34 protein-coding genes and 3 pseudogenes are annotated in these 26,486 nt (G+C 46.8%); 13 read left to right on the forward strand and 24 right to left on the reverse strand.

The features are described from left to right. Nucleotides 1-19: 19 nt before the first annotated feature. Nucleotides 20-313: pseudogene (locus RJ53_RS01455) on the forward strand (transposase); the annotation flags it as partial. A 97-nt stretch (nucleotides 314-410) separates the two neighbouring features. Here the strand turns inward: RJ53_RS01455 and istB are convergent. Beyond that, nucleotides 411-1,190 (reverse strand): IS21-like element helper ATPase IstB, encoded by a 780-nt coding sequence (gene istB, locus RJ53_RS01460; RefSeq protein WP_211529845.1) that lies wholly within the window; start codon nucleotides 1,188-1,190, stop codon nucleotides 411-413. Then, entirely contained in the window at nucleotides 1,187-2,485 is a 1,299-nt protein-coding gene (gene istA, locus RJ53_RS01465; protein WP_343221802.1) for an IS21 family transposase, read from the reverse strand. Before istA ends, istB begins: the two co-directional genes overlap by 4 nt. A gap of 100 nt (nucleotides 2,486-2,585) precedes the next feature. Between istA and RJ53_RS01470 the strand changes: the two are divergent. Continuing rightward, nucleotides 2,586-2,696: pseudogene (locus RJ53_RS01470) on the forward strand (transposase); the annotation flags it as partial. Nucleotides 2,697-2,818: 122 nt separating this feature from the next. On the opposite strand, the gene RJ53_RS01475 reads toward RJ53_RS01470, so the two are convergent. From RJ53_RS01475 to rfbB, 5 genes are all read right to left on the reverse strand, one after another. Further along, on the reverse strand, nucleotides 2,819-3,934 hold the full coding sequence (locus RJ53_RS01475) for a TDP-N-acetylfucosamine:lipid II N-acetylfucosaminyltransferase (RefSeq protein ID WP_211529847.1): 1,116 nt from the start codon (nucleotides 3,932-3,934) through the stop codon (nucleotides 2,819-2,821). A gap of 225 nt (nucleotides 3,935-4,159) precedes the next feature. Then, nucleotides 4,160-4,804, reverse strand: coding sequence for an acetyltransferase (locus RJ53_RS01480; protein ID WP_211529848.1), 645 nt, complete (start codon nucleotides 4,802-4,804; stop codon nucleotides 4,160-4,162). A gap of 72 nt (nucleotides 4,805-4,876) precedes the next feature. Beyond that, nucleotides 4,877-5,953 (reverse strand): DegT/DnrJ/EryC1/StrS family aminotransferase, encoded by a 1,077-nt coding sequence (locus tag RJ53_RS01485; protein ID WP_211529849.1) that lies wholly within the window; start codon nucleotides 5,951-5,953, stop codon nucleotides 4,877-4,879. Then, the gene (gene rfbA / locus RJ53_RS01490; RefSeq protein ID WP_211529850.1) at nucleotides 5,950-6,834 is read right to left on the reverse strand and encodes a glucose-1-phosphate thymidylyltransferase RfbA; all 885 of its coding nucleotides are present in this window, start codon (nucleotides 6,832-6,834) and stop codon (nucleotides 5,950-5,952) included. The genes RJ53_RS01485 and rfbA overlap by 4 nt, the downstream gene beginning before the upstream one ends. Beyond that, on the reverse strand, nucleotides 6,831-7,898 hold the full coding sequence (rfbB, locus tag RJ53_RS01495; protein ID WP_211529851.1) for a dTDP-glucose 4,6-dehydratase: 1,068 nt from the start codon (nucleotides 7,896-7,898) through the stop codon (nucleotides 6,831-6,833). Before rfbB ends, rfbA begins: the two co-directional genes overlap by 4 nt. A gap of 426 nt (nucleotides 7,899-8,324) precedes the next feature. Between rfbB and RJ53_RS01500 the strand changes: the two are divergent. Further along, nucleotides 8,325-9,388, forward strand: a pseudogene (locus RJ53_RS01500) (IS701 family transposase). A 234-nt stretch (nucleotides 9,389-9,622) separates the two neighbouring features. Here RJ53_RS01500 and RJ53_RS01505 read toward each other — a convergent pair. Further along, a complete protein-coding gene (locus RJ53_RS01505) occupies nucleotides 9,623-10,900 on the reverse strand; it encodes a flippase (protein ID WP_211529852.1) in 1,278 nt (425 codons plus the stop codon). An 87-nt stretch (nucleotides 10,901-10,987) separates the two neighbouring features. After that, nucleotides 10,988-11,113: a hypothetical protein gene (locus tag RJ53_RS11745; protein WP_281412415.1), complete on the reverse strand. Its 126-nt coding sequence runs from the start codon at nucleotides 11,111-11,113 to the stop codon at nucleotides 10,988-10,990. 125 nt (nucleotides 11,114-11,238) lie between these two features. Between RJ53_RS11745 and RJ53_RS01510 the strand changes: the two genes are divergently transcribed. Then, the gene (locus tag RJ53_RS01510) at nucleotides 11,239-11,631 is read left to right on the forward strand and encodes a hypothetical protein (RefSeq protein ID WP_211529853.1); all 393 of its coding nucleotides are present in this window, start codon (nucleotides 11,239-11,241) and stop codon (nucleotides 11,629-11,631) included. 339 nt (nucleotides 11,632-11,970) lie between these two features. Here RJ53_RS01510 and RJ53_RS01515 read toward each other — a convergent pair whose 3' ends face one another. The 6 genes from RJ53_RS01515 to RJ53_RS01540 form a co-directional block, all read right to left on the reverse strand. Beyond that, nucleotides 11,971-12,210: a type II toxin-antitoxin system HicA family toxin gene (locus RJ53_RS01515; protein WP_211530081.1), complete on the reverse strand. Its 240-nt coding sequence runs from the start codon at nucleotides 12,208-12,210 to the stop codon at nucleotides 11,971-11,973. After that, nucleotides 12,203-12,475, reverse strand: coding sequence for a type II toxin-antitoxin system HicB family antitoxin (locus RJ53_RS01520; RefSeq protein WP_343221813.1), 273 nt, complete (start codon nucleotides 12,473-12,475; stop codon nucleotides 12,203-12,205). Before RJ53_RS01520 ends, RJ53_RS01515 begins: the two co-directional genes overlap by 8 nt. Nucleotides 12,476-12,776: 301 nt before the next feature. Next, nucleotides 12,777-13,124 (reverse strand): type II toxin-antitoxin system VapC family toxin, encoded by a 348-nt coding sequence (locus RJ53_RS01525; protein ID WP_211529854.1) that lies wholly within the window; start codon nucleotides 13,122-13,124, stop codon nucleotides 12,777-12,779. Then, entirely contained in the window at nucleotides 13,115-13,336 is a 222-nt protein-coding gene (locus RJ53_RS01530) for a hypothetical protein (protein WP_211529855.1), read from the reverse strand. Before RJ53_RS01530 ends, RJ53_RS01525 begins: the two co-directional genes overlap by 10 nt. A 388-nt stretch (nucleotides 13,337-13,724) precedes the next feature. After that, nucleotides 13,725-14,129: a DUF4351 domain-containing protein gene (locus RJ53_RS01535; protein ID WP_211529856.1), complete on the reverse strand. Its 405-nt coding sequence runs from the start codon at nucleotides 14,127-14,129 to the stop codon at nucleotides 13,725-13,727. A gap of 327 nt (nucleotides 14,130-14,456) precedes the next feature. Further along, complete coding sequence (locus tag RJ53_RS01540; RefSeq protein ID WP_211529857.1) at nucleotides 14,457-14,618, reverse strand: hypothetical protein; 162 nt, start codon at nucleotides 14,616-14,618, stop codon at nucleotides 14,457-14,459. Nucleotides 14,619-14,851: 233 nt separating this feature from the next. Here RJ53_RS01540 and RJ53_RS01545 point away from each other — a divergent pair, with 233 nt between their 5' ends. The 8 genes from RJ53_RS01545 to RJ53_RS01580 all read left to right on the forward strand — a co-directional run bounded on the left by RJ53_RS01545 (nucleotide 14,852) and on the right by RJ53_RS01580 (nucleotide 18,469). Next, entirely contained in the window at nucleotides 14,852-15,088 is a 237-nt protein-coding gene (locus RJ53_RS01545; RefSeq protein WP_211529858.1) for a type II toxin-antitoxin system HicB family antitoxin, read from the forward strand. A gap of 55 nt (nucleotides 15,089-15,143) precedes the next feature. After that, entirely contained in the window at nucleotides 15,144-15,539 is a 396-nt protein-coding gene (locus RJ53_RS01550; protein ID WP_246495934.1) for a nucleotidyltransferase domain-containing protein, read from the forward strand. Then, nucleotides 15,536-15,973, forward strand: a complete 438-nt coding sequence (hepT, locus tag RJ53_RS01555) for a type VII toxin-antitoxin system HepT family RNase toxin (protein ID WP_246495935.1) — start codon at nucleotides 15,536-15,538, stop codon at nucleotides 15,971-15,973. The genes RJ53_RS01550 and hepT overlap by 4 nt, the downstream gene beginning before the upstream one ends. A 711-nt stretch (nucleotides 15,974-16,684) precedes the next feature. Continuing rightward, a complete protein-coding gene (locus RJ53_RS01560) occupies nucleotides 16,685-17,122 on the forward strand; it encodes a hypothetical protein (RefSeq protein WP_211529860.1) in 438 nt (145 codons plus the stop codon). A gap of 4 nt (nucleotides 17,123-17,126) precedes the next feature. Then, the gene (locus tag RJ53_RS01565; RefSeq protein WP_211529861.1) at nucleotides 17,127-17,402 is read left to right on the forward strand and encodes a hypothetical protein; all 276 of its coding nucleotides are present in this window, start codon (nucleotides 17,127-17,129) and stop codon (nucleotides 17,400-17,402) included. 189 nt (nucleotides 17,403-17,591) lie between these two features. After that, a complete protein-coding gene (locus RJ53_RS01570; protein WP_246495936.1) occupies nucleotides 17,592-17,909 on the forward strand; it encodes a type II toxin-antitoxin system RelE family toxin in 318 nt (105 codons plus the stop codon). 62 nt (nucleotides 17,910-17,971) lie between these two features. Then, on the forward strand, nucleotides 17,972-18,100 hold the full coding sequence (locus RJ53_RS11890) for a UPF0175 family protein (RefSeq protein ID WP_394357502.1): 129 nt from the start codon (nucleotides 17,972-17,974) through the stop codon (nucleotides 18,098-18,100). Nucleotides 18,101-18,283: 183 nt separating this feature from the next. Then, on the forward strand, nucleotides 18,284-18,469 hold the full coding sequence (locus tag RJ53_RS01580; protein WP_211529863.1) for a hypothetical protein: 186 nt from the start codon (nucleotides 18,284-18,286) through the stop codon (nucleotides 18,467-18,469). Nucleotides 18,470-18,772: 303 nt separating this feature from the next. Here RJ53_RS01580 and vapC read toward each other — a convergent pair whose 3' ends face one another. Both vapC and RJ53_RS01590 read right to left on the reverse strand, forming a co-directional pair. Further along, a complete protein-coding gene (gene vapC / locus RJ53_RS01585) occupies nucleotides 18,773-19,183 on the reverse strand; it encodes a type II toxin-antitoxin system VapC family toxin (RefSeq protein WP_211529864.1) in 411 nt (136 codons plus the stop codon). Next, the gene (locus tag RJ53_RS01590) at nucleotides 19,180-19,380 is read right to left on the reverse strand and encodes a type II toxin-antitoxin system VapB family antitoxin (protein WP_211529865.1); all 201 of its coding nucleotides are present in this window, start codon (nucleotides 19,378-19,380) and stop codon (nucleotides 19,180-19,182) included. The genes vapC and RJ53_RS01590 overlap by 4 nt, the downstream gene beginning before the upstream one ends. Nucleotides 19,381-19,472: 92 nt before the next feature. Here RJ53_RS01590 and RJ53_RS01595 point away from each other — a divergent pair, with 92 nt between their 5' ends. Further along, nucleotides 19,473-19,673, forward strand: a complete 201-nt coding sequence (locus RJ53_RS01595) for a hypothetical protein (RefSeq protein WP_211529866.1) — start codon at nucleotides 19,473-19,475, stop codon at nucleotides 19,671-19,673. 341 nt (nucleotides 19,674-20,014) lie between these two features. On the opposite strand, the gene RJ53_RS01600 is transcribed toward RJ53_RS01595, so the two are convergent. The 7 genes from RJ53_RS01600 to RJ53_RS01630 all read right to left on the reverse strand — a co-directional run bounded on the left by RJ53_RS01600 (nucleotide 20,015) and on the right by RJ53_RS01630 (nucleotide 26,482). Next, entirely contained in the window at nucleotides 20,015-21,496 is a 1,482-nt protein-coding gene (locus RJ53_RS01600) for a nucleotide sugar dehydrogenase (protein WP_211529867.1), read from the reverse strand. A gap of 37 nt (nucleotides 21,497-21,533) precedes the next feature. Next, on the reverse strand, nucleotides 21,534-22,607 hold the full coding sequence (wecB, locus tag RJ53_RS01605) for a non-hydrolyzing UDP-N-acetylglucosamine 2-epimerase (protein WP_211529868.1): 1,074 nt from the start codon (nucleotides 22,605-22,607) through the stop codon (nucleotides 21,534-21,536). Then, entirely contained in the window at nucleotides 22,604-23,521 is a 918-nt protein-coding gene (locus RJ53_RS01610) for a Gfo/Idh/MocA family oxidoreductase (protein WP_343221805.1), read from the reverse strand. The genes wecB and RJ53_RS01610 overlap by 4 nt, the downstream gene beginning before the upstream one ends. Further along, nucleotides 23,518-24,603, reverse strand: coding sequence for a DegT/DnrJ/EryC1/StrS family aminotransferase (locus tag RJ53_RS01615; RefSeq protein ID WP_211529869.1), 1,086 nt, complete (start codon nucleotides 24,601-24,603; stop codon nucleotides 23,518-23,520). Before RJ53_RS01615 ends, RJ53_RS01610 begins: the two co-directional genes overlap by 4 nt. A 129-nt stretch (nucleotides 24,604-24,732) precedes the next feature. Then, nucleotides 24,733-24,885, reverse strand: coding sequence for a glycosyltransferase (locus RJ53_RS01620; RefSeq protein ID WP_211529870.1), 153 nt, complete (start codon nucleotides 24,883-24,885; stop codon nucleotides 24,733-24,735). Next, nucleotides 24,855-25,070 carry a glycosyltransferase gene (locus tag RJ53_RS11895; RefSeq protein WP_211530085.1) on the reverse strand — a complete coding sequence of 72 codons (216 nt, stop codon included), beginning with the start codon at nucleotides 25,068-25,070 and terminating at the stop codon, nucleotides 24,855-24,857. The genes RJ53_RS01620 and RJ53_RS11895 overlap by 31 nt, the downstream gene beginning before the upstream one ends. A gap of 245 nt (nucleotides 25,071-25,315) precedes the next feature. Further along, a complete protein-coding gene (locus RJ53_RS01630) occupies nucleotides 25,316-26,482 on the reverse strand; it encodes a glycosyltransferase family 4 protein (RefSeq protein WP_211529871.1) in 1,167 nt (388 codons plus the stop codon). Nucleotides 26,483-26,486: the final 4 nt, after the last annotated feature.

Here is a 26,486-nt window from a genome sequence, read left to right on the forward strand (position 1 = left end):
ATTTCTACACCGCCATTGACAGATGTGTCAGGTCCATTGTACACGAGCTGTTTTGAAGAATATCCCTCGCAAGATGCAGAAAGAGATCATTGAATGTCTGAGAGATGCCTACGGTAGTGAGGAAAGGCTTCAGGCTCTCGCTGATGAGTTAAATGACAAAGGATACAGAAAGGCCGCGAATACTATTGAGAGATTCATCCCCGGCCTTCTGAGTTATACTGCGTTTCCAAAAGAACACTGGAAGAAGATCAGAACGACAAATATGATGGAGAGGATGAATAAAGAGTTAAAACGGAGAACAAGGGTTGCAGGGTGTCAACGTCGGTCTAGAAATCCCCACTTGTGTCGGAATAATTCTCCCCACCCCACTTAAACTTATCGTTAATTCTCTATCAAACATTAGGAAACCTCTATTCTGCCGATTCATGCTTGTTCACCCATAATTTGTGGCTCTTTCTGTCTTTCATACGATAACTCTCTCCCCGGATATTCACCGTTCTACAGTGGTGCAGGATTCGATCCAGAAGCGCTGCGGCAATCACCTGATCCTGAAAGATCTCCCCCCAGTTACCAAACGATTTGTTCGAGGTGAAAATCGTTGATCCCTGCTCATATCGCCGGGATATCAACTGGAAGAAACAGTATGCCGCCTGAGCATCGAATGGAAGATACCCGATCTCATCGATGATCAGGAGACCTGGCCGGATGAGTTTCTTCAGATACCGATCAAGCTGATCACTGTGATATGCTTCTTTGAGCTGTTCGATCAGGACAGACGCATTGATGAAGAGAACCGGGATCCCCTGTTCAATTGCAGAAACACCCAGACCAATCGCCAGATGTGTTTTACCAACACCAGGTGGTCCAAGGAAGACCACATTCTCTGCATTATCAATAAATCTCAGAGTGGCAAGATCCCTGATCACCGTCTGATCAATTGAGGGTTGGAACGTAAAATCAAACTCTTCAATTCGCTTCAGGAGAGGGAAACCAGCACTTTTTGTCCGGGTTCTAATTCTCGTCGACGTCCTGTTGTTCCATTCCTGTTCAACCAGATACCCAATCGTCTCAATTGGACTGAGATTCTCGTTCATTGCACGTTCAAGCGTTGGTTCAAGCAGAGCATCCATCGCATCCAGTTTCATCATGGTAAGGCGGTGATGGATCTGCTCAAGAAGAAGAGTCGTCATACCCGGCCCTCCTCTGCAAAAACGTCATATTCTGCAAGATCTCGTGTCTCAACAGAGTGCTGATCAATGGCTGGTTTGTTTACCCGCTCCTTCTTTGCACCATTGCTGGATAAACCCAGGATTTCTTTGTAAAGCCCTTCAAAATGCTCTTTTTTCTTTGAACGCTCATTTCTCCTATTCAGGAGAATATGGGTGCAGATCTCTGTGCCATCAGCATGAATTGACACGTGATTCTCATGGATATATGCGTCAACACGCCTTCCTGCAAACTTCCAGGGAACTGAGTAGCTATTCCCGTATAGCGAGATGTAGCAGTCTTTGGAAACTTTTCGGGATTCTTTTCTCTTGAGGAGATACGGTTTGTACGAGGAGAAAGGACGAAGGTTCTCCCGAACCAGGCGATCAAACGGAATCTCATGGGTGGTTCCATGAACTTTCCCATTGACGCAATTGAGCCAGGTACGTGCCTGAAGATTAAGATCCTCGATAGAATGAAACATTCGGCCGTACAAGAGGTTGTCTTTGATGTAGTGAATTGCACGTTCAACTTTGCCTTTGGTTTTGGCCCGACCCAGCCGGCAGAGCCGTGATGTAAACCCGAAGTGGTCACGGAAGTCTGCAAAGAGGGGATGAAATTCTGAAGAGGTTGAGGGATATTTCCGGTTAAGAACGACACTCCGAAGATTGTCATAGAGGATCATCTCAGTAACTCCGCCAAAATACTCAAAGGCTCCCAGGTGTCCTTTGAGAAGAGCAGGAAGACCCTGATGAGGGAAGAATTCTACATATCTCATTCGGGAATAGCCAAGAACCATTGAGAGGCCATAGACCTTCTTTCTGGATCCATCGGCCGTTTCATAGGGGTATTCAAGCCAGTCACACTGCATCATCTCTCCCGGTTTGGTTTCATATCTGATTTCAGCCGGAATGGTGATGTTGGGGCGAATCTGGCGGATAAAATCACCAAGTATTGTTGGTCCGCCATCATAGCCGAGATTCTGGATCTCTTCCAGAAGTCGAACACGGCTCAGACGAGGATAATTGTTCAACCTCTCCTGAATGTATGGTTTGAAGGGATCCAGCTTGCTTGGTTTATTTCGGGTCTGAGGATGTTTTGAGGGTTGATCCAAAGAAAGATGCCGAGCTATGGTTTTTCTGTCATAGCCGGTTTCTCGGGACAGCAAGCTGATATTGACTTTCCCCGTTGCCAGTTCCTGTTCACGAGCTAGATCCAGTAACATAAAAAACTCCTCGTCCTTGAGCATGGGAATCCCAGATACTCTCTGGTTGTACATTGGGGATTTTTATTCCGACACAGATGGGGAATTTTATCCCGACGAATTTGGGTATTTTTACGCCGACGGAAATGGGGAAAAGTAAACCGACATTGACACAGGGGTGTTTCCTAATGATGAGTCCCTCCTCAGACTCATAGGAGCTATCTTGATGGACATCAACGAAGAGTGGGTTACGGGCAGAAGGTATTTGTCGGACGAGAGAGAATGATCAACCAAGGAGACCAGGGTCAGAGAATTTACAGAAAGAAAGGTACGTTATCCCAAGAGAGTAAAGGGACGGGAAGATTCTAAGTTAAAAAATCACAAAGTCAGGTACTGAAACCTGACTTGCTACGAATCGAAAACCACTTTCCACATCTTGATATAATTTGAATTAGAAAAGTGATCCGTAATAATATTCTTGTTTTTATTCCTAAAAACTTCAGAAAATTCGAAGATTTCGTTTCCCGAGATATCAGGAAGCTCATCAACATTAAAAATTATAAGACCTAAATCCGACAACCATTTGTATATCGAAGTATCTTTCCTTAAGTATACCTTCGCTCCCACATAAAGTAACGGCGTTATTGTTCCTATCGCTTGTTGACGTCTATAATTAACAATTCCAACATTAATTGTTCTTAACAAGCAAGCGTAATCGGAGGGATCCATAAAACTAGTAATAGGATGAAATTTTTCGCCCAAATGTTCCTTACAATACTTTATAAATTGGGGCAATTTTACTAAGGATTCTTTATCACCATATGATAAAGGACAGATCAGATTAAAAGGTACTTCTTCTTTTCTTTTAAGTATGTCAATAACTTCAATATGCTCATTCAGATACGTAGCAGAATTATTAAGTAGAATATTTCTGGTGGCATTATTCGTCTGCCCTCGAGATTGAGTTGCCTGATCAAAGTATCTTAATAGTACAGGATTCGGATAAAATGTATTTAAATGCTTAGCATTTGCTACATACGTGCTTAAGATCGTCTCATAATCCCCCGGACTGAGAGTTACAATAGCATTAAGATTATTAATTATTCTCTGAACCAAGAGAGAACGGATTTTTTTTAAAAGATTGTAAAATATCGGCAAATCGTTGCCGGACCAACCATAAATATCACCTCCCCAAACAACCCAGCTTGCTTTAGAGCAAAGAGATCTACAGCAGGCAAGCAATAGTATATAATAAGGGTGGAATAATCCATGCACAAGAATTAAATCTGCTTGTTTTGCAACATTCATCATAATTAAAAATTTCTCCACTATTGTTCTTGAATCTTCCAGATAGATGTACTGACAACAAGAGCTTTCATGAATATCTGGACTTTTGTCCATGAAAATAAATTGGTGTTGATAATGTTCTCTTAATTCCTCCAAACTTTCAACTTGACTAACAAAGGTATCGTTAAAAATGTTTGATCTATTTTTAAAAAAATGAATTATTCTCTTCTTGCTCATAGTTTTACCTCAATAAATTGTTTGAATTTTGTTACATATCAAACTTTATATTGACGGTTCTTTCAAGGGGGAGGTCTCGCAAAGTGAGGGCATCCAACTTTTGCAGAGTTCGTGGGATACATTTCGACTGTGAAGAAGAATGGAAGGTCACTATTCGATGCCATTAGAGGGGTATTCGGGGGGGTTCATTCATGGCCATGGCGGCTCACGGGTATACCTGACCTGTTACAGATACTTTTCATTCGGGTCTCTTTTCCTTATAACTCTTGCAGGTATACCATATGCTAAAACACCCGCAGGTAACTCATTAATTACGGTTGAACCCGCACCAATCAAAGTACCGTCCCCCACTTTTATCTTCTGAATAACATTTGCACCCAAGGAGACGTTAGATAATCTCCCAATAATTGAATTCCCACCAATTGTACTCGAAGGCCCTACTGTAGAGTAGTCACCAATAATAACATCATGCTCGACAGTCGCGTTTGTATTTATGATACAATGATTTCCAATTAGTGCATGGGCATTAATTATTGCCCCAGCCGAAACAACAGATCCATAGCCAATTGTAACTTCTTTTCCTATGGTAGCATTCGGATGAATCGCATTAATGAATTTAAAATCTGGATTGAGAGATTTAATTTTGTTGGTAACGACTTGCCTATCAAAATTATCACCAATAGCAATAATACCTCGTTTGTAAGAACAACAATCCGAGATATTGCCAAGGACAGGGTAACCCATTAATTCTCGGACATTAGGTGTGTCAACAAAAATTCCTTCTATATGATAAGCACCTTGTCTCTCTAATATATCAATAATCACTTTAGCATGACCACCTGCACCAAAAATGGTTATATTTTCCATCATTCTACCTCAATATTCGAATTATATTTATCTTCTATTCAACTTATCATATAGGTTAATATAAGTCCCCCCAAGTCAGAGATATTCTAGTGAAATGAGACTTGAAATAACCTGCTCTTGAGTACTAAACGGAAGTTTAGCGTACATAGGCAGACAAAGCACCCTCCGTGTTCTATCCCTCGATATGGAATTATACCTATCAGATCGACAATGCCTCACCTCATCCAGAGAAGGATAGAAATACCGCCTCGGATACACCCCCGCCTCATTCAAACGCTGCTGCGCCCTGAGCAGCGCTTGTTCGGATGGAAAGAGCACAGGGAAATATGCATAATTCCGTGTAGCACCCTCGTTCCACACCGGCATCTCGAAGTGGTCTTTGAGTGATTCGTGATAGCGGTAATAGACTTCTTCCCGATTCTTGTGAATATTGTCAATCTCATCCAGCATGCAGAGACCCATGGCAGCATGGAACTCACTCATCTTTGCATTTATTCCCTCATCGACAACCTCACCATCTTCATAACCAAAGTTGATAAGCCGACATGCACGATCATAATCTTCCTTCTTCTTGAAGATGATGGCCCCCCCTTCGACGGTATGAAACACCTTTGTCGCGTGGAGGCTGAGCGTTGCGGCATCGCCCCACTTGAGAATGCTTTCCCCGTTCAGCCGAACCCCAAATGCATGCGCTGCATCATAAATGATCTTCAGGTCGTGTTCCTTGGCGATCCTGTCGAAGGCCTCCACATCACAGGGATTCCCATATACATGGACTGGGACAATGGCTGTAACGTCAGGATCAATGGCTTCGCGTGCTTTGTGAGGAGAGAGGTTCAGGGTTCCTTCATCAATATCAGCATACACGGGCTCTATCCCCTCCCACCTGAGGGAGCTGCTTGTGGCAACGAAGGTAAACGGTGTGGTGATGGCCTTTCCTGAGACGCCTAATGTCTTATATGCTATCTGGAGGGCGAGGGTGCCGTTTGCAACCAGGAGAAGGTTCTCAACACCGAGGTACTCCTCAAGGCGGGCCTTCAGCTCCTGGGCAAGCGGACCATTATTTGTAAGCTGGTGATTCTCATAGCACCGCCCAATATACTCCATATATTTGTCCTTGTCAGGAAGCCAGGGGCGGGTGACGGGGATCATTCAGTACTCCCGTTTTCTATCTTTATTAACTCAAGCAGATACCGCCCATACCCATTCTTCGCAAGGGGGCGGGCTAGCTCTGTTACCTCCTCAACACTGAGCCACCCGTTGCGCCAGGCAATCTCTTCAAGGCATGCGATCTTGTAGCCCTGTCTCTTCTCGATCGTCTCCACGAAGTGTGCTGCATCAAGGAGATTCTCATGGGTTCCGGTATCCAGCCATGCGAACCCACGTCCGAGCAGTTCGACGTTAAGATCCCCGCGTTCCAGATATGCCTGGTTAACACTTGTGATCTCAAGTTCGCCACGAGCAGAGGGTTTGATCTGCTTTGCGATCTCGACGACGTCATTGTCATAGAAGTAGAGACCGGTTATTGCATAGTGTGACTTTGGCTTTCGGGGTTTTTCTTCCAGGGAACGAACCCGTTTCTCTTCATCGAACTCAACAACCCCATAATTCTCCGGATCTTTCACCTGATATCCAAAGATTGTAGCACCTGATGGTCGCTTGAGAGCTTTCCGTAATCGGGGGCTGAAATCGGGTCCATAAAAGATATTATCTCCCAGAATAAGACAGACAGGATCACTCCCGATGAACTCTTCACCAATGATAAAAGCCTGAGCCAACCCGTCAGGGCTTGGCTGAGTCGCATAGGTGAGATGAATGCCAAGGTGCGTTCCATCACCAAGCAGCCGGATATAGCCGCTCTGATCCTCAGGAGTTGTGATAACAAGAATATCCCGAATCCCTGCCAGCATCAGTACAGACAGAGGATAGTAGATCATCGGTTTATCATAGATTGGGAGAAGTTGTTTGGAGACACCTTTTGTTACGGGATAGAGGCGGGTTCCACTCCCTCCAGCAAGAATTATTCCTTTCATTTGTTCACACCAAGCCGTTCTCTCTGATATGACCCATCCTGTACTCTCTGGCACCAGGAGAGGTTATTAAGGTACCACTCAACCGTTTTACGGAGACCTGTTTCAAATGTTTCCTCGGGAACCCAGCCAAGTTCATCCCGAATCCTTGAGGCATCAATTGCGTATCGGATATCATGACCTGGTCTGTCCTGGACAAATCTGATGAGATCAACATAATGTGACACACCTGAAGGCTTGTCAGGGGCATTTTCCTCAAGAAGATCACAAATAGAATGAACAACCTCGATGTTCTTCTTCTCGTTATTCCCACCGATATTATAGGTCTTTCCAGGAACTCCCTGGACGGCAACAAGGCAGAGAGCGCGGGCATGATCTTCGACATAGAGCCAGTCACGAACCTGATCTCCCTTCCCATAGATGGGGAGGGGTTTTCCTTCAAGAGCATTGAGAATCATCAGAGGGATGAGCTTTTCGGGAAACTGATATGGACCATAATTATTTGAGCAGTTTGTCACCATCGTTGGGAGACCGTATGTACGGAACCAGGATCTGACAAGATGATCTGAACTTGCCTTTGATGCTGAATAGGGGGAACTCGGTGCATAGGGAGTCTCTTCAGTGAAGAGGGCATCTGTCTCTCCAAGATCACCATAGACTTCATCAGTTGATATATGGTGAAACCGAAACTGGTTCTTCTTCTCAGGAGAAAGCTGTTCCCAATATGCACGCGCCGCTTCAAGCAGTGTATATGTTCCGATAATATTTGTCTGGATAAAGGTCGCCGGCCCATCAATTGAGCGATCAACATGCGATTCTGCTGCAAGATGCATCACAACATCCGGCTGATAGCGTTCAAAGACCGAACCCAGCCCCTCAGCATCACAGATATCTATCTGTTCAAAATGATACTGAGGGTTTGTTTCTATCCCCTGGAGGGAATCCAGATTTCCGGCATAGGTTAGCTTATCAACATTTATGATAGAATAATCTGATTCTTTAATTAAATGACGGATAACTGCTGAGCCGATGAAGCCCGCACCACCTGTGATGAGTATCGTTTTCATTAAAGGAACCTCATTAATTATCTTAATTGGATGAATAAAAGGGTTTGTTATCAAGAACATTGAATTATGGAGACTGTTACTGCGATCCTCTTTAAATTATTGGATTCGAATCTGCATCCCCTCTCCCAACCCCTTATAATCAAACCCTGCCTTCATCCATTCCTTCGGTTCTACAACATTACTTCCATTTATAATCAACGACTTCTCGCACCTTAGATCCATTTCACATCCACAGGCAGTGGCCGCCGACCACTGCTCCCGACCCGGACATCATTGAAGGTCAACTCATCGCCTCGCAGTAGATGTGCAACATGATCACTTCTTTCGTCCTCGGAGTGACCCGTTCACAAAGAGATTCTGGATAGGACTCACGCACTTTAACAGTTTGAACAAAAATCAATATATTGGTGATGCTTTAAATCATGTGTGTCAAAACAGTATCAGATAACTGGCACGGATTACATACATTTCCTCATTACAGCTACCTGTGATGTATCCTGTGTGAAAGCAGCAGATTGCCACTCAAAAACAGGAATCGTCGTATCTCATGACAAATTCAACCGATTTCTGACAAGACAGTCTCTTACTACCGAGACGTTATGGATGGAGGTTGCACCCTGTATTGAACGACGCAATGGGTGGCTGGTTCTCGATGATACTGTGATTGACAAAATCCACTCCGAGAAAATCGAAACCACACATTTTCAATGGAGTGGAAAACACAGGAAAGTGGTGAAAGGCATCGGTCTGGTCACGCTTTGTATTCGCTCATCAAAAACTGATCCACTTTTAGATGAGCCAAGTGGATCAAAATTAAATGAGCGAAAACAACGCTTGTCTGGACCAATGGAGTGAATACGTTTCCCGTTGATTACCGGATCTACGATATCGATTGTGATGGGAAAACCAAGAGCGATCACCTTCGTGATATGCTTCAAACGGCAAATGATCGTGGATTCAACCCCTATTTTGTCATGTTTGATAGCTGGTATTCCGGAATTGAGAATCTCAAATATCTCGACCGTCTGGGCTGGAACTGGTTTACTCGCGTCAAGAAGAATCGAATGGTAAATCCTGACCGAACCGGGAATGTCCAGGTATCATCACTGGCAATTCAGGATGATGGATTGGAGGTTCATCTCCGGAAATACGGTTTTATCAAGGTATTTCATTCGGTGAACAAAAAAGGAAGTGACCGGTACTGGGCCACGAATTGTCTTACGATGGATTACGTTGACAGGAAAAACCTCCAGGCGATATGCTGGTCTATTGAAAACTACCATCGTGCTCTGAAAGAGCTATGTTGCGTAGAAGATTGTAAAGTTCGAAAAGCAGCTGGGCAGAAAAATCACATTAATTGCTCGATTCGAGCATATATCCGGTTAGAGGCTGTGAATCAACAGCAGGACATCACAATTTATCAGGCAAAATGGGAGATTCAGTCTAATGCTATCGCCGACTACCTAAAGGATCCAAAGTATGCGCTCTAAATTTTTTTCGGAGGGTTATGCGTAAGTCCTATGATACATAACGATTATAAATCTTTCGCCCCAATATGGGGGGATATCTTAAGAATCTAAGGAGGATAAAGAGGTAGTTTTCAGGGCTGGTTAGGTGTTACCGGGAATGTAGGGTTCTATGCAAACCTGCACCGTATTATCCAAATCCACATGATCAGGAAGTGTTTAGGCGATTCCCTCTTTCGGATTGTAGAGTTCCATTAATTAAATTATTCTCTTGAGCATAATATTTATTATTATTACAGAAATCAAAAATGTACCAACCAAGGTACCTGCCGTTGCAATTGCAGCACCAACTATTCCAAAAAGTGGAATGAGTAAAACATTAAGTCCAAGGTTTAAAATTGCACAGACAGCGGCAATACGAAAGCTGATGTGTACCTTGCCAATACTTGCAAGTGTGCTACCGATAGCCATAAAAGGTGAAAAAAATGTCTGACCTAAGAGAAGAATGAGGAGAGGTGTGAATGCGGGAAGAAACTCGGATTTGAATAAGAATTCAATAAAAAATTGCCCTGAAGCTGCAATGAATAACGCCAGAGCTGCTGAAATCAGAAAGATTTTCTTCATTGTTGAGATAATGATACCTCTGATTTTCTGTATGTCTCCTTTCCCGTGAAGTGTCGCTATTGTTGGTCCTGTTATGCGTTGTACAGCACTTGGAAGAAGCGTAAGCGTCTGTGCGAGTAGCACAGCAACCGCATAGATACCAACCTCAGCCGGATTTAGGTAGTATCCAAGCATGATGCTGTCTACCTGAGTGTTCAGAAAACCGATTGAATTTCCCATCACCACATATAATCCAAAGATAGTTGTTGCATATAGTGTAGGTTTGTCCCAAAGCGACTGATCCAGACCGATAGAATCACGGATCAGCAAGGGACAGATAATACCTATAACCACAGTAGGAACCACAAAACCAACGACAGCCCCCATCACCCCCATCCCGTACAAGAGCACCAGGGTGATTGAGATGCATACAACTGCTACATTCTGGATAATCTCCAATAATGCATAAAGATGCATCCTTCGAAAGCCATTCAATGTTCCGAGAACAGCCTTCTGAATAGCGATAAATGGGTAGCAGATCGCAGTCAGTTTGAGGAGGGGTTCAAGTTCAGGAACGTCAAAAAAAGATATTGAAATGACAGGGGCAAGGAGAAAGAGGACAACTCCCATGATGGTGCCAGTGATAATTGAACTGGTCATTCCTGATGAGACATAATTTCTGATGGTTATTGGATCATCAATGAATTGTGCAACAAATTTTGTCAGCGCCGCACCGATCCCAAATGCGGCAAACTGCATTCCAAAGAGATAGATGGTAAAGGCAAGGGTGTAGATACCAAGGCCATCTGCTCCCAGCTCCCTTCCAAGAACGATCCTGAGGATGAAATGAGCAAGCGATGCGGTAACAATGCTGATGAATGCCCATTGAACATCGATAATCGTCTTGCTAAAAGGTAATTTTGGGATCTTCATGATAATTTCACTTCAATATTTTATCTTATGTATAAACTAATGAGAAAGTCCATATCTGGCACTATATATGTATATTTATTTAATTATCTAGTCATTCTTGAAGTGATTTTTCCCAGTAAATGCACATGCGAGCGGATACCCGACATACCCGAGGCCGACGACACAGACGGTGGTGTGTGGGGGATCCTGGTTCTTCATTCCTGAATTGAACATCTCTGCAGAAATGTTGGCATACAAGACATTAAGGGCTTTGATCCGGATGTGCCGTTCTGTTTGAGGAAGGGTTTGGCAGGAAGAAGGCCTCATTGCTATAGTATGGGTAGGTTCAGGCAGGTGGGTTGGCTCAAGCAGATGGATACTTTGAAGCACGTGCGGCAGGTGCGGTACGTGCGGCGCGGGTATCGGGAGGGGCAGCAAGTGAAGGGATCAGGATGACAGAGATGATACACCCTTGCTCAGGAGAGCAACCTGAAAGGCGATTCTGCGAATCGGGGTGTATCTGCTTCTGGCAGACCAAAGGAGCTTTCCCTCCCCTCCCGCGTCAGCATCTGCGATCACCCGGTACAACCCCTACAACTATCACACAGCTCAACCTCCCTGCGAAGCATGTGCGGACGGGCGAGCGGGCGATGGGGGATCCGCTGATATGTATTACAGAAGCCCCCTCACTCTTCTCCGAAGTTGTGATATCGAGATATGGAGCAGAACCGTGGATTATTTGGACATGGTGAAACGGGAAACGGATGTTTATAACCGCATCACGTTCAGTCGAGGCAAACCCCGGTTCTTGATCAGCTCTCTCTCTCTCTCTCTCTCTCTCTTGTACAGGTACTAATATAATTAATGACACCAGAGGCGAGAGGCGAAAGCCCGATGATAATCTCGATGACATTGACGCATCTGGCACCTTCATCTCATGGGAAGAGGGAAAGGTGGAGCTGAAGGTGTGTGGAACCTGGAACTGATGAATCAAGCGGCTTTCATACTGCGATGAGCATATGCAGAACCGATCATCTGTTCATTCATACCGCTGAAAAGTGTTCTTCGGGGTTTTGCGGTTTGAAGAAGAGTCATCGTTTCTTTGAGAAATACATGCAATACTCCTCATGAGTCATACCAGCTTTCTCAATGAGTCTGCGCAGCAGGCCTATACCGAGATCCTTCCCGCTATGAACGGGGATTGATAGATGTATCTGGCTACCAGATTTCACAAGGATATGATGACTGCCCTCAATATGATTTTCGACCAATCCTGCTCTATTGAAGGCAGCAATGTGTTTTAAAGCGTTTGCTCGGGGAAGCTTAGGCATATTGTATTCCAGAGGAATCAAGATCGATACTCATGTGAGATGGAAGAGAAGTGATCTGAATATTCTCAGACGCAACCTTCAATCTCGATCTGAGACAGCCAATGATTGCTTCATGGATATTTTCAATGGCTTCCTGAAGTGTTTCCCCTTCACTCATACATCCCGGCAGGTCAGTACACTCCACAACATACCGCCCATCCTCATCCTTTTCGACAATGAGAGAGAATTTCATAATGCTATCGCACTTCATATTCAGTGATGACATTCTATAAAGGTATGCATGTGCCAAAAGGATCGATCGATTGTCTTTCCACAATAGACTCTTCCCCACAATTCTGATCGCGAGGTTTTTTCCCCTGAATTCTTCGGAACGTGGGAAAAGATCCCGTTAGAGATTCCGATGCAGCTACCAAAATTATCAGGAGTGACAGAAAGCAGGTGCGGTGCGGGTATCGGGGGAGTTGTCACATCAGGTCATCAAGGATGAGGATCTCAATATCCTGTACCTTCTTAAACCCACTATCATTCGTGATAAAGAGTTCCGCACCATTAACGATTCCGGTCGCTCATTGGATGGCATCGGGTGTTCGTAATGAGTAGGCTGCCCTCAGGCGTGCAGATTCAACCGCGATTTCTCTATCAACATCAGATAAAAAGAGATTTGCTGAATCAGACATGATTTCGCAATATTTTTGTATTAATTCAGTGTTATTTTCTTCCAGAGGCTTTGTGAGAACTTCAATAAGGGTGATGGTGGAGGTGCAGGCCTGGATAGCACCCCTACTAATCCCAAGAAATATCGGTTCGACAAACCGGATATACGTGGGATTTTCTTCGATCAGATAGATAAACAGAGCTGTATCCAGTGCGATTGCCGTCTTATCCTTCAACAGGAGTTGCAGATTCAGTCCCATTCATTCCTCAGTTTCTTGACATATTCTTTCGCATCAGTACCTTTCCAGAGATCCTTCCCGCACCCTTTCAATTCAAGAATGTCATGTTTTTTGATGGTGGTTCTGCATCCTATCTTCATAAGCCGTACAATATCCAGAATTTTCTTCTGGTAATGAAGGGGCAGTTCCCTGATTTCGCTCTGTAAATCCTGTTCAAGACTTGTGTTTCCCATTATAATCCCCAATCAGTAACTCCCATGTACCCTTTTTGACGCAAAATCCGATTACGCTCACCAACTGCACCTTAAACAACCATTTCTCAGGCTTTCGCAAATACTGCAATCTCTTGTAGAGATCTTCTCCTGATAACTCTACTTGGTCTCATTCTCCAAAAAAGTATCGCCAAATGAGAGTCCACCCCAGGTTCCATCCGATGGCTGGTACGGCATTTGTTCGCTGCTATGAATCTGACCGTCCGATCAGAAATACCCCATAAAGCAGATCCAGCTTTGTTTCCATCTCCAAAAAAAATCATGCGAACTCTCCATCCGTCACGATCTAACAGGTAGGAAGCCCACGACTTCAGTCGTGGGTAGGTGACGAATCTACCACTTCAGGAGTCTACCAGTCCGGGATATAGCGCCTCGGGTCATCGATACTTTCCATGTCAAGGAGATCATTGACGATACAATCAAGGGTTGCGAGATCCAGGGTATCAATCGCCTGGCTGAGGCCGCGTGGCAATGGACCAAACTTTCTGGGTGAAATCTGTTTGATGACTTTGATCTGCCCTTCCTCTCTTCCCTTCTCCAGTCCTTTCTCCATTCCCTTCTTTTCAGCGAATTTGATGACTTTCAGCATCTGCATTTCCTCCCACAGTTCCTGTAGTGTTTCTTCATCAACGATGCGATTTGAGACGGCGAGCGAGAGCTCGCGTATCTTCTGGCTGACCTCCATCTCCGGGATCCTGTGAGCAAGTTCAATCGTCCTCCTGAGCAAGGCGTCAACCGGCAGGCTGCTCTTCATCAGAGGCAGGAAGATTAATTCGAGCTCATTGACCTCTTCCTCTCGTTCCAGCGCAGTTTGGATCTTTTCCGGGGAAGAACCAGCCCAAGGAAATCCAGGGAACGGTTCTCAAAGAGAGAGAAGGCCTCTTTGAAGACGAGATCATAATTCTGATGATTAATCTGCTGCATGTCCGATACCAGAACCGGGATGGTATCCTTTTGAGTACTCTTCGATACGTTCCAAGGCGTTCCTGTAGCGTTTTCCCGGTTCGTCTCCAACCCCGGACCAAAACCTTCACCTGGCAGACCAGGATGCGGGTGATCTGATCGAAACTGTTACAATATGTTACATGGAGGATGCCTTCTTCCCCGGGCTTTCATCAGACAATAGTTCCGGAAGGAGAGAATCAGCCCGGATCCTGGTACCAGCATCAGGACAATTGCGGCCAGGCGGGGGGGGCGACCCGAAGACACTGCTCCTGTCCCGGCCGAGCTCTGGGCCGCTCATAGAGGCCCCAGTGTTGAAAAAGGGCTTCCTTTTGAGGATGGGCATTCAGATTATTCGTCTGCTTTGTTGATCAGGTCATCAGGGATGAGGATCTCAATTTCCTGTACCCTCGTGACCCCTCTCTCGTTCGTGATAAAGAGTTCCGCACCCCTCTCCTCCTGTTTTGGACAGGCTCTTCACAACGAGATCTGTTTGGATTACCTTTACTATACCCGAAACAACGATGAGTAATCATGAAATATACAGTAGCTCTTGCGGCAGCAGAAGAAGGTGGATGTACTGTACGGTGTCTGGAGCTTCCGGCAGCTATCAGTGAGGGTGACACGAAAGAAGAAGCACGTGAGAAGATCAAAGAAGCCATTGAACTGGTGCCTGAGGTTACACAGGAACAAGCCAGAATTCTCGGGGAAGGTACAACGGTGGATGTTGTAACACCGCTATTGCAAGCCCCGCTAGTCACGCTGGAGTAGTTGACGAATAATACATATGATGATGAACGCCCATTACGTACATATGAGATCCTGCATGCCCCCCACAGAAGACCTTGCAGACAAAGCCCTGAAGCGTATCAAAGCTATCGATGGCTTTGATCGCGTCTTTTTCATCTTCCTCTATGGATCCGTTGCAGCGGGGCAGGCACGGGCTGATTCGGATATCGATCTCTGTCTCTGGTATGATGGTGATACAACTGAGGCTGAACGATTCCGGTTTGCATGCATAAAAGAATTATCAGATGCACGTATTGATATCCAGATCTTTTCACACCTCCCGCTCTACATCAGAATTGAGGTCATCCGGGGCCGTCTCCTGTATGCAAAGGATATGCGTTTTGCGTATGATGTTGCATACCGGACTATCAGGGAATTTGATAGCTTCAAACACCGTTTCTACGACTATATCGGAAAAGAGTTGATGGTATGAGTGGTGCGGTCAGGGAAACACTGATCCGGACAAAGCTTATCGAAATGGAGGAGAGCGTCCTGCTCGTGAAGAAACATCTGCCGGAATCCTTTGAAGAATTCCTCGATATGGGCCTGATGAAGGATGGGATATATAAACGAATCGAATATGCGATAGAAAATATCTTCGACATCTGCGCAATCCTGAATGCGGATCTGAAGCTTGGGATTCCTGGTGAGGATGAGGATACTATCATCCACCTCGTGAAACATGGAATCATCAGGTCTGAAATGCATGAAAAACTCAGGACAATGAAGGGTTTTCGCAATCTGGTGGTTCACAGATATGGCAGGATGAATGATGAGATTGCATTTTCAATCCTGCAGGAAAACCTTCGAGACTTTGGTCTCTTCAAACAGGTTATTGAAGAATACCTCAACACAAATGCAAAGTGAGTGGGACATCTTTTTTCAGATCCTCATCCGTCTTCAGATCTCAACTCCCTCCACCACTGCGGAATAAGGCGCCATGATCCCCGCCCGGCCACCGACTCCCTGCTATCACCGGGGAGGGAAGGTTGTGAGACATCCATCTCCCACAACCATTCTTGTGCGACATAGGATTGGAAATATGTCTCACAAATGATCATGTGCAACACCAGTGAAGCAGGTGCGGCGCGGGTATCGGGGGGGGCGGGCGAAGGGATCAGGATGACAGAGGTGATACACCCTTGCTCAAGAGAGCTACCTGAAAGGTGATTCTGCGAATCGGGTTTTATCTGCTTCTGGCAGACCAAAGGAGCATTCCCGCACCTCCCGGCTGCATCTGCGATCACCCGGTACAACCTCCCTGCGAAGCACCTGCGGACGAGGACGGGGGGGATTTCTGATACTCAATACGAGTAGCCCTTCTCCAAAATACCATGAGGCCTGTCTCTGACTCGTTACCACCAATAATTGTAACGTTTAAAGATCGCGCCTTTGAAATGAATATAAAAATATATTAAGTCATTTATTACATGTATTGGTCAGATAATAGCTATTTGAGGCCATTCGTGTAGTATGATAGCCTTTGGATAGTAATGGCCTTCAGAAATATGGAGAAGAACCACTTTATCATCCTGATAATCCAAAACCATTTATGCCACCAAGGTAGTATATGGTAGTATGCAGAGCATGAGTTCGATCAAGATCGCAACCGGAGTCAAGGATCTGCTCAGTCAGATGAAGGAGCACCCCCGCGAAACATATAGTGACGTGATTGAACGGCTTGTTACGGAACGTGCACCCGATTCAGATGGCCGATCACTTTTCCACATCCCTCTCTGGTATGTTCGGATTCGTGACACGATTCATACGCTTGATCCTCCAATCGAGCTTTCATGCGAGAGAGATAATGAGGATTTTATCCTCTATAACCACGAATATCATCTCCTTGCATCAGCATCAAATCTTCATGAAGCTCTTGTGGAGATAACAGATGAATTTGAAGAGAACTGGAAGGATTATGTAGAGCAGGATATCCACAAGCTCTCTCCAGGAGCACAATTGTTCAGGCAGAAGCTCATATCCCTGCTATCAGAAGAGTATACCAGGGAGATCTGATGGCGTGAGCCGGAAGAATCACATAATTATTGCCCGTCTGAAGAAGAAAGGATTCTCAACAGAGATGTCGAAGCATATCAAACTGACATTTCAGCACAATGGGTGCGATACACAGATCCGAACATGGGTATCTCATGGCAAAAAGGAGATCGGGGATCGGCTTCTCAGTCTCATGGCAGAACAACTCCATCTCTCAAAGCAGCAGTTTATGGAAACAATCGATTGCACGATCGACGAGGCTGATCTCAACAGCATCTATAGCGGGAAGGATCTTCTTTGAAATGATGCTTCTGCCGAGAATGGGGATCTTTGTCTTTAACTTGACTCCCCTTATTCCATTATCTCGTATTCACTCCGGGTTTCTGTAGACAACCTTCCTCGGACCGACTTTTATGACATATACCGGCGAGTTTGTAGCCTTCGACCCCGACGAGATAATGCAAGACGAGTAAAACCCGGGAAGCAGGAGATGTACGTGTTTTCAATCGTCATCGAGAAGGGAGCAAAAGATTCCCTCAAAAAACTTCCAAAAAAGACCCGGCGAATCATCGTTCTGAAGATTCTTGAACTCGCAGAAGATCCGTTTCCTGGGGGGAACAAGGAGAGGCCTGAGTGCCCTCATCCTCCTGCCGTCTATCGCCTCCATGTCAGCAGATCTTTTACGATCTTCTATATTATTGAGCACGAGGAGAGCATCGTAAAGGTTGAGAAGATCATGACGATCGAAAAGACTCATAAGGAGTACTCGCGCAGGTACGTTCCCCAAACGATTATATTCCGCTCCTGATTGTGCGAGGCTTGCGTAGTGGCACTACGTATCATACTGTATTCCATGCACAAAAGTTAAATATGATAATCAGGAGATCAGATCTTGACCAATTTCTTCGCCGGACGTTGGCCGTGGCATTGTACCGGGAAGGGCGCCTCTCCCTGGGCAAGGCTGCCGAGCTGGCCGGGGTTCGAACAAATGGGAGATGATCCTCCTGCTGGATGAGAAAGGAGTGCCTCCTGACTATGATGCAGAGGATGCAGAAGCTGATCTCAGGACACTTCGATCATACCTGGAACGGAAGAAGGAATGAAGTTCGTGTCAACCCGGGTTCCTGCAGATAATCCACTGTGAAAGAAGTTATATCTTTGATCAGCATATAATAGAAATCAATGTCCGCTACGGAGAATATTCCCGTCTCAAAAAAGACCTATAACGAGATTCTGGATCTCAGACTCACGAATGAGACGCTCGACGAGACGCTGGCGAGACTGGTAGATAGAATAAAAAAAGAGCGCCTCGCGGATGATATCGAAGAGGTAATGGCCCGCAATGAATTCGTGGAGTTAGAGCTTTGATATTCCACCTCATGGTGGATAAACGGGGGCTCGAGTTTCTCAATTCGCTCGATAGCAAAGATCAACGGATTATCAAAGACAAGCTGAAAATTTTACAGGATAATCCATATCCTGGTAAAGATGGAGATAAGGAAAAACTCCGTACAAATAAGAAGCGGGATTCGTACCGTCTCCATATCGCACGTTCATTCACCGTGATCTATACCATCGATCCAGATAAGAAAAACGTCTATATTACTCATATCATGTCTATCGAGAGGGCACACCGAAGATATGGGCGCATGTGAATGGGGGGTTATTCGGTTATGTCCCATATAAACGGATAGGCAGGTGCTTTGCATACTGAATAAAATCACGGTCTGAGGTATAAATCTGCAGATCCGCTTCAACTGCCACTGCACAGATTAAAAAGTCTATATGTGATCCCTGAACACCGGATCGTCTGCAAATATTAAAAAAATCCGCGGCCCTCTCATAATACTCACGGTAAAGGGGCAGGTCTTCAAAGGACTGCAGATGCTCTTTAAGGTCATTGAACTGTGACATTGATGAGATCCCTGAGAGTAGTTCCTGCCTGATTGGGCCGATCATAACAACCCGTGCATCATCGATGAGATCGATCAATGCACTGACTGATACTTTTTCATCCTCTGACAGAACACCTCTTCTCCTGAGAGCAAGGGACCAGATTGAGGTATCAACAAGGACTTTCATCTTCGCAGACGGTGTTTTTTATAGTCATACTCCGGATCGTACTCTATCTTTCCAAAGAGTTCCGTGATCCGTACCTGTTTTCTTCTCCGAATATATTCTTCAAGAGCTTCAGTAACCGCGGCCTTCTTTGTGCGGGCACCTCCGATTGCCTGGGCTTCAGCAATGAGATGATCATCGAGTGCAAGATTTGTCCCCATACTACACATACCTCCACACGTTTGGTTACACAATAGAGGGTACATATGCATATATATGTAACTCACATCTCTGATCGTTGACGGGGAAGGTAATGGCGTATCCGAAATTACTCTCTGCTTCATGGAGTTCAGGGTATCAAGTGATGCAACCCGAAATGAGATTTTCACCAATTCCTGACAATGAATTCGAAGAGAACTGGAAGGATTATGTAGAGCAGGATATCCACAAGCTCTCTTCAGGAGCACAATTGTTCAGGCAGAAACTCATGTCCCTTATATCAGAGGGGATCTGATGCCGTAAGCCGGAAGAATCACACAATTATTGCCCGCCTGAAGAAGAAAGGATTCTCAACAGAGATGTCCAGACATATCAAACTGACAGTCCGGCACAATGGGTGCGATACAGCGATCCGAACCTGGGTATCTCATGGGAAAAAGGAAATACGTGATAAGCTGCTCGGGCTCATGGCAGCAGAGCTTCATCTCTCGAAGCAGCAGTTTATAGAGCTCGTCGATTGCACGATCGATGAGCCTGAGCTGATTCTCATTTATAAGGAGAAGGATCTTCTTTACGATCGGTTCTTCTCCAATTTTCCGAAGAGTGGATACTATCAATTCGTAAGCAGAAACAGATTCAATTCCACTCCCCTCTCCCAACCCCCTTATACACAAACCCCGCCGTCACCCATTCCTCCGGCTCAACAACATTCCTCCCATCCACAATCACCGGCTGCTCGCACCCGGAGAGCCGCTTCACATCCTCAGGCACCAGCCCCCGGTACGCCGCATGCCCGGTGAAGATCACCACAGCATCCGCACCGGCGAGCGCCTGCTCGAGATCCATGGTGAGGCCGCCGTCCGGCTGATCGGGGCTCGGCAGATCCGGCGAGGTGGCGGGATCGACCCAGGGATCGTGTACCCGGACTGCAGCCCCCGCCGCGGTTGCAGCCTTGAAATACGGTTCAGACGGGCTGTTGCGGGCGTCGTCGCTGTCGTTAATGAAGGCCCAGCCGAGGAGGGCGATCGTCGCACCTGAAAGGGCCTTGCCCGCCTCTGCCAGTGCGGCCTCGGTGAGGTGGAGCATATGGGCGGGCATAAAGTCGTTGATATCGCGGGCGAGGGTGTAGAGCGAGGGCCGCCCCTCGGGATAGTCGAGAGCTGCTTCTGCGGACATTCCGGCTTCTGCGGCAAGCTGCACCCCCCGCTCCAGGTGATAGGTATCCTTCGTCAGGCAGTGGCCGCCAACCCCGGCGCCGGGCCAGAGGATGGCACGGGTGATCCCCTCGCCCTTCAGCGAGTCGATCCCGGCACGGACATCATAAAAGTTCACGCCCATCGCCTCGCAGTAGAGGGCGAGCTGGTTTGCAGCGGCGATCTGGAGGTCGCGGAAGGTGTTCTCGGCGGTCTTCGTCACTTCGGCGGCGGTTGCGGTCATCGGGATGACGCGGCCCGTCGTCAGGACCGGGGTGTAGAGCTCGACCGCCCGCGCTGTCGAGACGGGATCGATCCCGCCGACGATCCGGTCATGCTCGCGGATGTTTCTGAGGAGCCGGCCGACCATCACCCGCTCAGGGGCATGGGCGAGGGCGAAGTCCCGGCCGGCAACAAGACCGGACTCCTCTTCAAGGATCTCCCGGGCCATACCGGCGGTGGTGCCGGGGGTGATGGTCGATTCAAGGACCACGAGCATCCCTGGCCGAAGGTTCCGGCCGACATGCCGGAGGCCGTCGATGAGCGGGGTGAAGTCAGGGAGAAGATCAGCGGGATCAAGGAACGGGGTCTGGATGGCAAGACATACGGCATCGCAGTCTGCAATCTTTGAAAAGTCCGGTGTGCAGGAGAAGGTTCCGGCATCCACGACCTTCCGGAGGAGGGGCTCAAGCCCCGGCTCCTCGCCCTTGAGGGGGGACTCGCCCCGGTTCAGCATCGCGATCTTGTAGCCCGAGGTCTTTGAGTCCCGCTGAAACCCGTAGACATGGGTGATCCCGGGGATATCGGCGAAGAGGACGGCGGCGGGGATCCCGACATACCCCATCCCGATGACACCGATGGTCCTGATCGGCCCGCGTTCCGTGATGCGTGTTGCTAGATGATTCTCTGGGTGCTGGTCTGTCATGGTCATCTCCTGTGATTTCTTGATAGTAGTATCTCTCTTATTCTTTGTCAAATGCACTGATAATCCGTCTGATCTTGTCAGCGGCGGTGCCGTCGCCATAGTGTGCGGAATGGCTCCCGGAGCGGCCGCCACCTCCGGTCATCTGACTGACTGCTGCAATGATACGGCCGGTATCCGCACCTGCAAGCACGTTCCAGCCATCCTCCACCGTCTCGACCCATTCTGTATTCTCCCGAAGGGTGATACAGGGGACCTGCAGGATATATGCCTCCTTCTGGACACCGCCTGAGTCGGTGAGGACAGCGGTAGCCTGGGCGAGCAGCCGGAGCATATCAAGATAGGGGAGCGGCTCGATCAGCCGGACATTCCCTTCAGCAAGGATTCCATACTGCTCAAGGAACTTACGCGTCCTCGGGTGTGCCGGAAAGAGCACCGGCCGGTCAAGAGCGGCAAATGCGGCCATGATAGATCTGAGGTTCTGCTCGTCATCGGTGTTGCTGGCACGGTGGACGGTGGCGAGGTAATATGTACCAGCATCGAGACCAAGCCGCTCAAGAATATCCGATCTCCCTGCAAGCTCCCGGTTGAAGAGGAGGGCATCGACCATCACATCTCCGACATGATACACACCCTTCTCAATACCCTCACGCGCAAGGTTTGCGACCCCGTTCTCAGTCGGAACAAAGAGGAGATCAGACGTATGGTCCGTTACGATCCGGTTCATCTCTTCAGGCATGCTGCGATCATAACTCCGGAGGCCGGCCTCGATATGCGCTACCGGGATATGCAGTTTGGCTGCCGCCAGTGAACCGGCGAGTGTGGAGTTGGTGTCGCCATAGACGAGGACCATATCAGGTTCCTCCTTGAGCAGCACCTCTTCAATCGCAAGAAGCATCCGGCCGGTCTGTGCTCCGTGAGAGCCGGATCCGATCCCGAGATGGTAGTCTGGTGTCGGAATGGATAGTTCCTCAAAGAAGATACCCGACATATTCTCATCATAATGCTGGCCTGTATGTACCAGGATCTCCTGGTGATCCGTTCTGAGTGCCCGCGAGACCGGTGCGCATTTGATGAACTGGGGCCGGGCACCGATGATGGAGACGATCTTCACGTCGACATCTCCCGCTTAACCTCGTCACAGATTCGGAGGTTTAAGACTGCCTCTTCAGGAGTGACCAGGAAGGGCTTTCTGTCACGGGCAGCCCGGACAAATGCCTGGAGTTCGGTCTTTAAGGGCTCAACCTTATTGACCAGGACCTTCTCGATGATATTATCCTGCCGGTACAGGTTATTGGTCTGATCATAGGTCTCGGGCTTGCGGTACACGAAGATCTCCTGGGTCATGAAGTCGCCTTCGATCGTCCTCTCCGCTTCTTCTATGTAGATCGACCGGATCTTCTTTGCAGATTTCCGGGAGGCGGAGAGGTAGAATGCGACGTGATCAAATGATCCTAATACGAGGGCAATATCACCGTTTCCACGGGCATTGAAGGTATAGTCATGATCAGGATAGAGGGCGTTGAAGAGGATGTCGATGTCATGGATCATCAGATCCTCGACGATGGAGGCATCGGTGATCCGGCCGGATGCGGGGTTGTGCCGGTGAAACGCAATATACTTTGGATCGCTCACGATCTTCTGTATCTCAGAAACGATCGGGTTGAATCGCTCGATATGCCCGACTCCAACGGTGATACCATCGGGTATCTCCCGGATCAGTGCTTCTCCTTCCGTTGCGGTCAGGCAGAGAGGCTTTTCGATGAGAGTATGGACCCCGGATTCGATGATCTGTTTTGCGGTATCAAAGTGAAACCGTGTCGGTACAGCCAGGGAGACGAGATCCACATTCCTGAGAAGCTCGTCCATCGTCGAGCAGACGGTTGCCCCCGTCCAGGCAGCGACCTCCTCTGCACTCTCCTTGTTCAGATCAAAGACATAGGTGTCTCCGACCTCCTTCAACTCACTATAGACACGGGCATGGTTTCGGCCCATGATTCCGGTTCCGATGACGCCAGCATCCATCATGGTACAACCTCATTTAAACAATCGACAATATACTTTCGTTCAGCTTCTCCGACACCCGGGTGTACCGGAAGAGAGAGTACTGTTGCGGCCAGCTCCTCAGCGACCGGCAATGTCGCTCCCGCCTCATAGACCGGCTGCCTGTGGAGCGGGACCGGGTAGTGGATTGCTGATCCGATCCCCTTCTCCTTCAGGTACGCCATCAGGGCCTCGCGAGAGAGCGGGGCATCATCTGCCACCCTGATCGCATACTGGTGCCAGACAGGGGTGCAGCCTGGAGCGATCCCGGGCGTCAGAATCCCGGGAACCCTGATATGCTCGTTAAAGTATGCTGCGTTCTCCTGCCGTGCCCGGATGAATCCATCCAGTTTTGATAACTGCACCCGCCCGATGGCAGCAGCGATATCGGTCATCCGGTAGTTGTACCCGATCTCCGTATGTATGTACTTCTCGGACTGCCCATGATTGATGATCCGCCGGAGCCGGTCATGGAACGCACCCGACCCGGTCGTCACCATTCCCCCTTCGCCGGTTGCAAGATTCTTGGTTGCATAGAAGGAGAAGCAGGCGAGATCCCCGATTGAGCCGACCTTCTCTCCGTTGATCATCGCCCCATGGGCCTGGGCAGCATCCTCGATGAAGACAAGTCCCTGATCCGAGCAGATCTCTCTCAGCACAAACGCATCGCAGGGCTGGCCATAAAGGTGTACCCCGATCACCGCTTTCGTAGCAGGAGTTATCAGCTCAGGAACCGACGCGGGATCGATACAACAGGTATTTTGCAGAACATCAGCAAAGACCGGTTGTGCCCCTGTCATTGAGACAGAGGATGCAGTGGCAAAGAAAGTAAATGCAGGGACAATCACCTCATCGCCGGAACCCACCCCTGCCGCAAGAAGAGCCGCATGAAGGGCGGCGGTTCCGTTGTTCACGGCAACGGCATACGCTGCCCCGCAGTATTTAGCAAACTCTTTTTCAAATGATTTCGTGACAGGGCCTTCGGCGATGATGCCGGAGGCGAGGACGGAGGTGACAGCATCCGCCTCTTCTCTGCCTATTGATGGGCGGGCAATTGGTATCTGCATAATAAAACAACTCACTAAAAATTAGTACAATGATAACGATGAACGTGTTTATTCATTATCAAAATACTAAGGTATATAGAATACTCTTTAGGTTAGCTGACTGCTGCCATTTTATTCTTGAAGATATGATTAAAATTTTTTATAATTCTTCCTGGTCATTACAGAATACACTCCTTCTATCTTTTCAACAACCCTCTCGATAGCATACTCGCCTTCAACAAGTGCCCGGCCATTAGCATGAATTCTTTCCCTCAATCCGTCATCCATAAGAAGAAACTGCATCGTACGACTGAGTCGATAGGATCCCGACTGAAAACAATCCCTGCCTCTTTTTTGTCAATCGTGGCAGATAACGCGCATGATTCTGAAATAATGACCGGGGTATGAAAAGCCCATGCCTCAAGAACCGTCATCGGAAATGATTCATATACATATGGGAGTACATACAGGTATGCGTCGATATGCAGACACCTTCTTCTGGCCGTAGAGAGGACCGGTGAAGATCACATTATCTGAAATACCAAGCTTTACTGCCGTCTCCAGCAATTCCTGCTGGCTGCCTCCATCCGGACCAACAATGACAAGAATTATTATTTTTAAGACCAACATTGATTTAAGAATACCCTGAGAAAAGAAAATCTTCCCTATGAGGGAAAAAGAGTTGATGTGTTATTGTATACCATAACATTTTCACTTCTTCTTATATTTTCTTTCATTTCTGTATATCATCATAAATTTTCTCAATATCTTGCACAATAGAAGTCCAGTTATATCTTGTTTGTACAAGTTCCTTACCCCTCTCTGAAAACCGCATTCTCAATGACCCATCCTGAATAATTTTAAGAATGGCTTCCTTCAGTTCTTCCTTTTCGTACGTAACGACAAAACCAACTTCATCATTAATCCAATCTAAAAAGTCCCCTTTGTCTGTTGTCACGATGGGTGTACCACAGAGGCATGCTTCAAGAAATGTCATGGGAAAACCAGTGAAACTTGGGGTCACAAAGACATCAGCATCAACATAGGCGGCCATTTTATCTTCTTTTGAGACAAAACCTGTAAATATCACCATCTCTTCAAGTTTTAATGATTTTACAAGCTTTTCGAATGATAAATTCGTTCCTTTTACTCCAACTATGACAAGTTTTACCTTTTTATCCTGAGTGTGAATGTCTGCAAAGGAACGAATGAGCAGATCAACACCTTTTGTCGGATCCGGTCTTCCTACATATAATATAATTCTATCATCTAATGACATGCCGTAAAGTTGTTTAAAGGTTCCTGGGTTCGGGAGGTGATTATAGTCTGAAATATTTATACCATTTGGCACTATTTCAACTTTATTTTGATGTACTCCTAGAGCTATATAACCATTTTTTTCAGTAATATTCAAGGCGATTGTTTTATTTGCATATTTGAGTATTCTTTTTCCTATTATATAATCAAATACCTTTTTTTGACGACCTTTTCCTACCAGATATGGCAAGGATCCATGTGCTTGTACGACATAAGGTATATTATATTTCCTTGCATAATAATATACAATAACTGCGAGAAGAGATCTATGATCGTGAATATGTATACAATCAAAATTTTTTATTTCTTTTTTCGCAATAAATGGTAAATAATATGGTAGTATTGGTAATGGTTTCCACGGAAAATATCTTCTTAAATTTTCAAAATAGTAGACTTTAAAACCCTCCATCTCAACTGGGACATTAGTTATCAAATTATTAGCGATTTTTGAACGATTGGTTGTATATACAGTAATATCATTCCCCATATCTGAAAGTTGTTTTGATATTTCATACGCCACCCGAGTAACCCCACCCGATTCCCACATAGGTTTGAAAAATGGTGTAACCTGAAGAATTTTCATAATA

The sequence above is a fragment of the Methanocalculus chunghsingensis genome, from assembly GCF_018132105.1.
GTDB classification, from domain to species: Archaea; Halobacteriota; Methanomicrobia; order Methanomicrobiales; family Methanocorpusculaceae; genus Methanocalculus; species Methanocalculus chunghsingensis.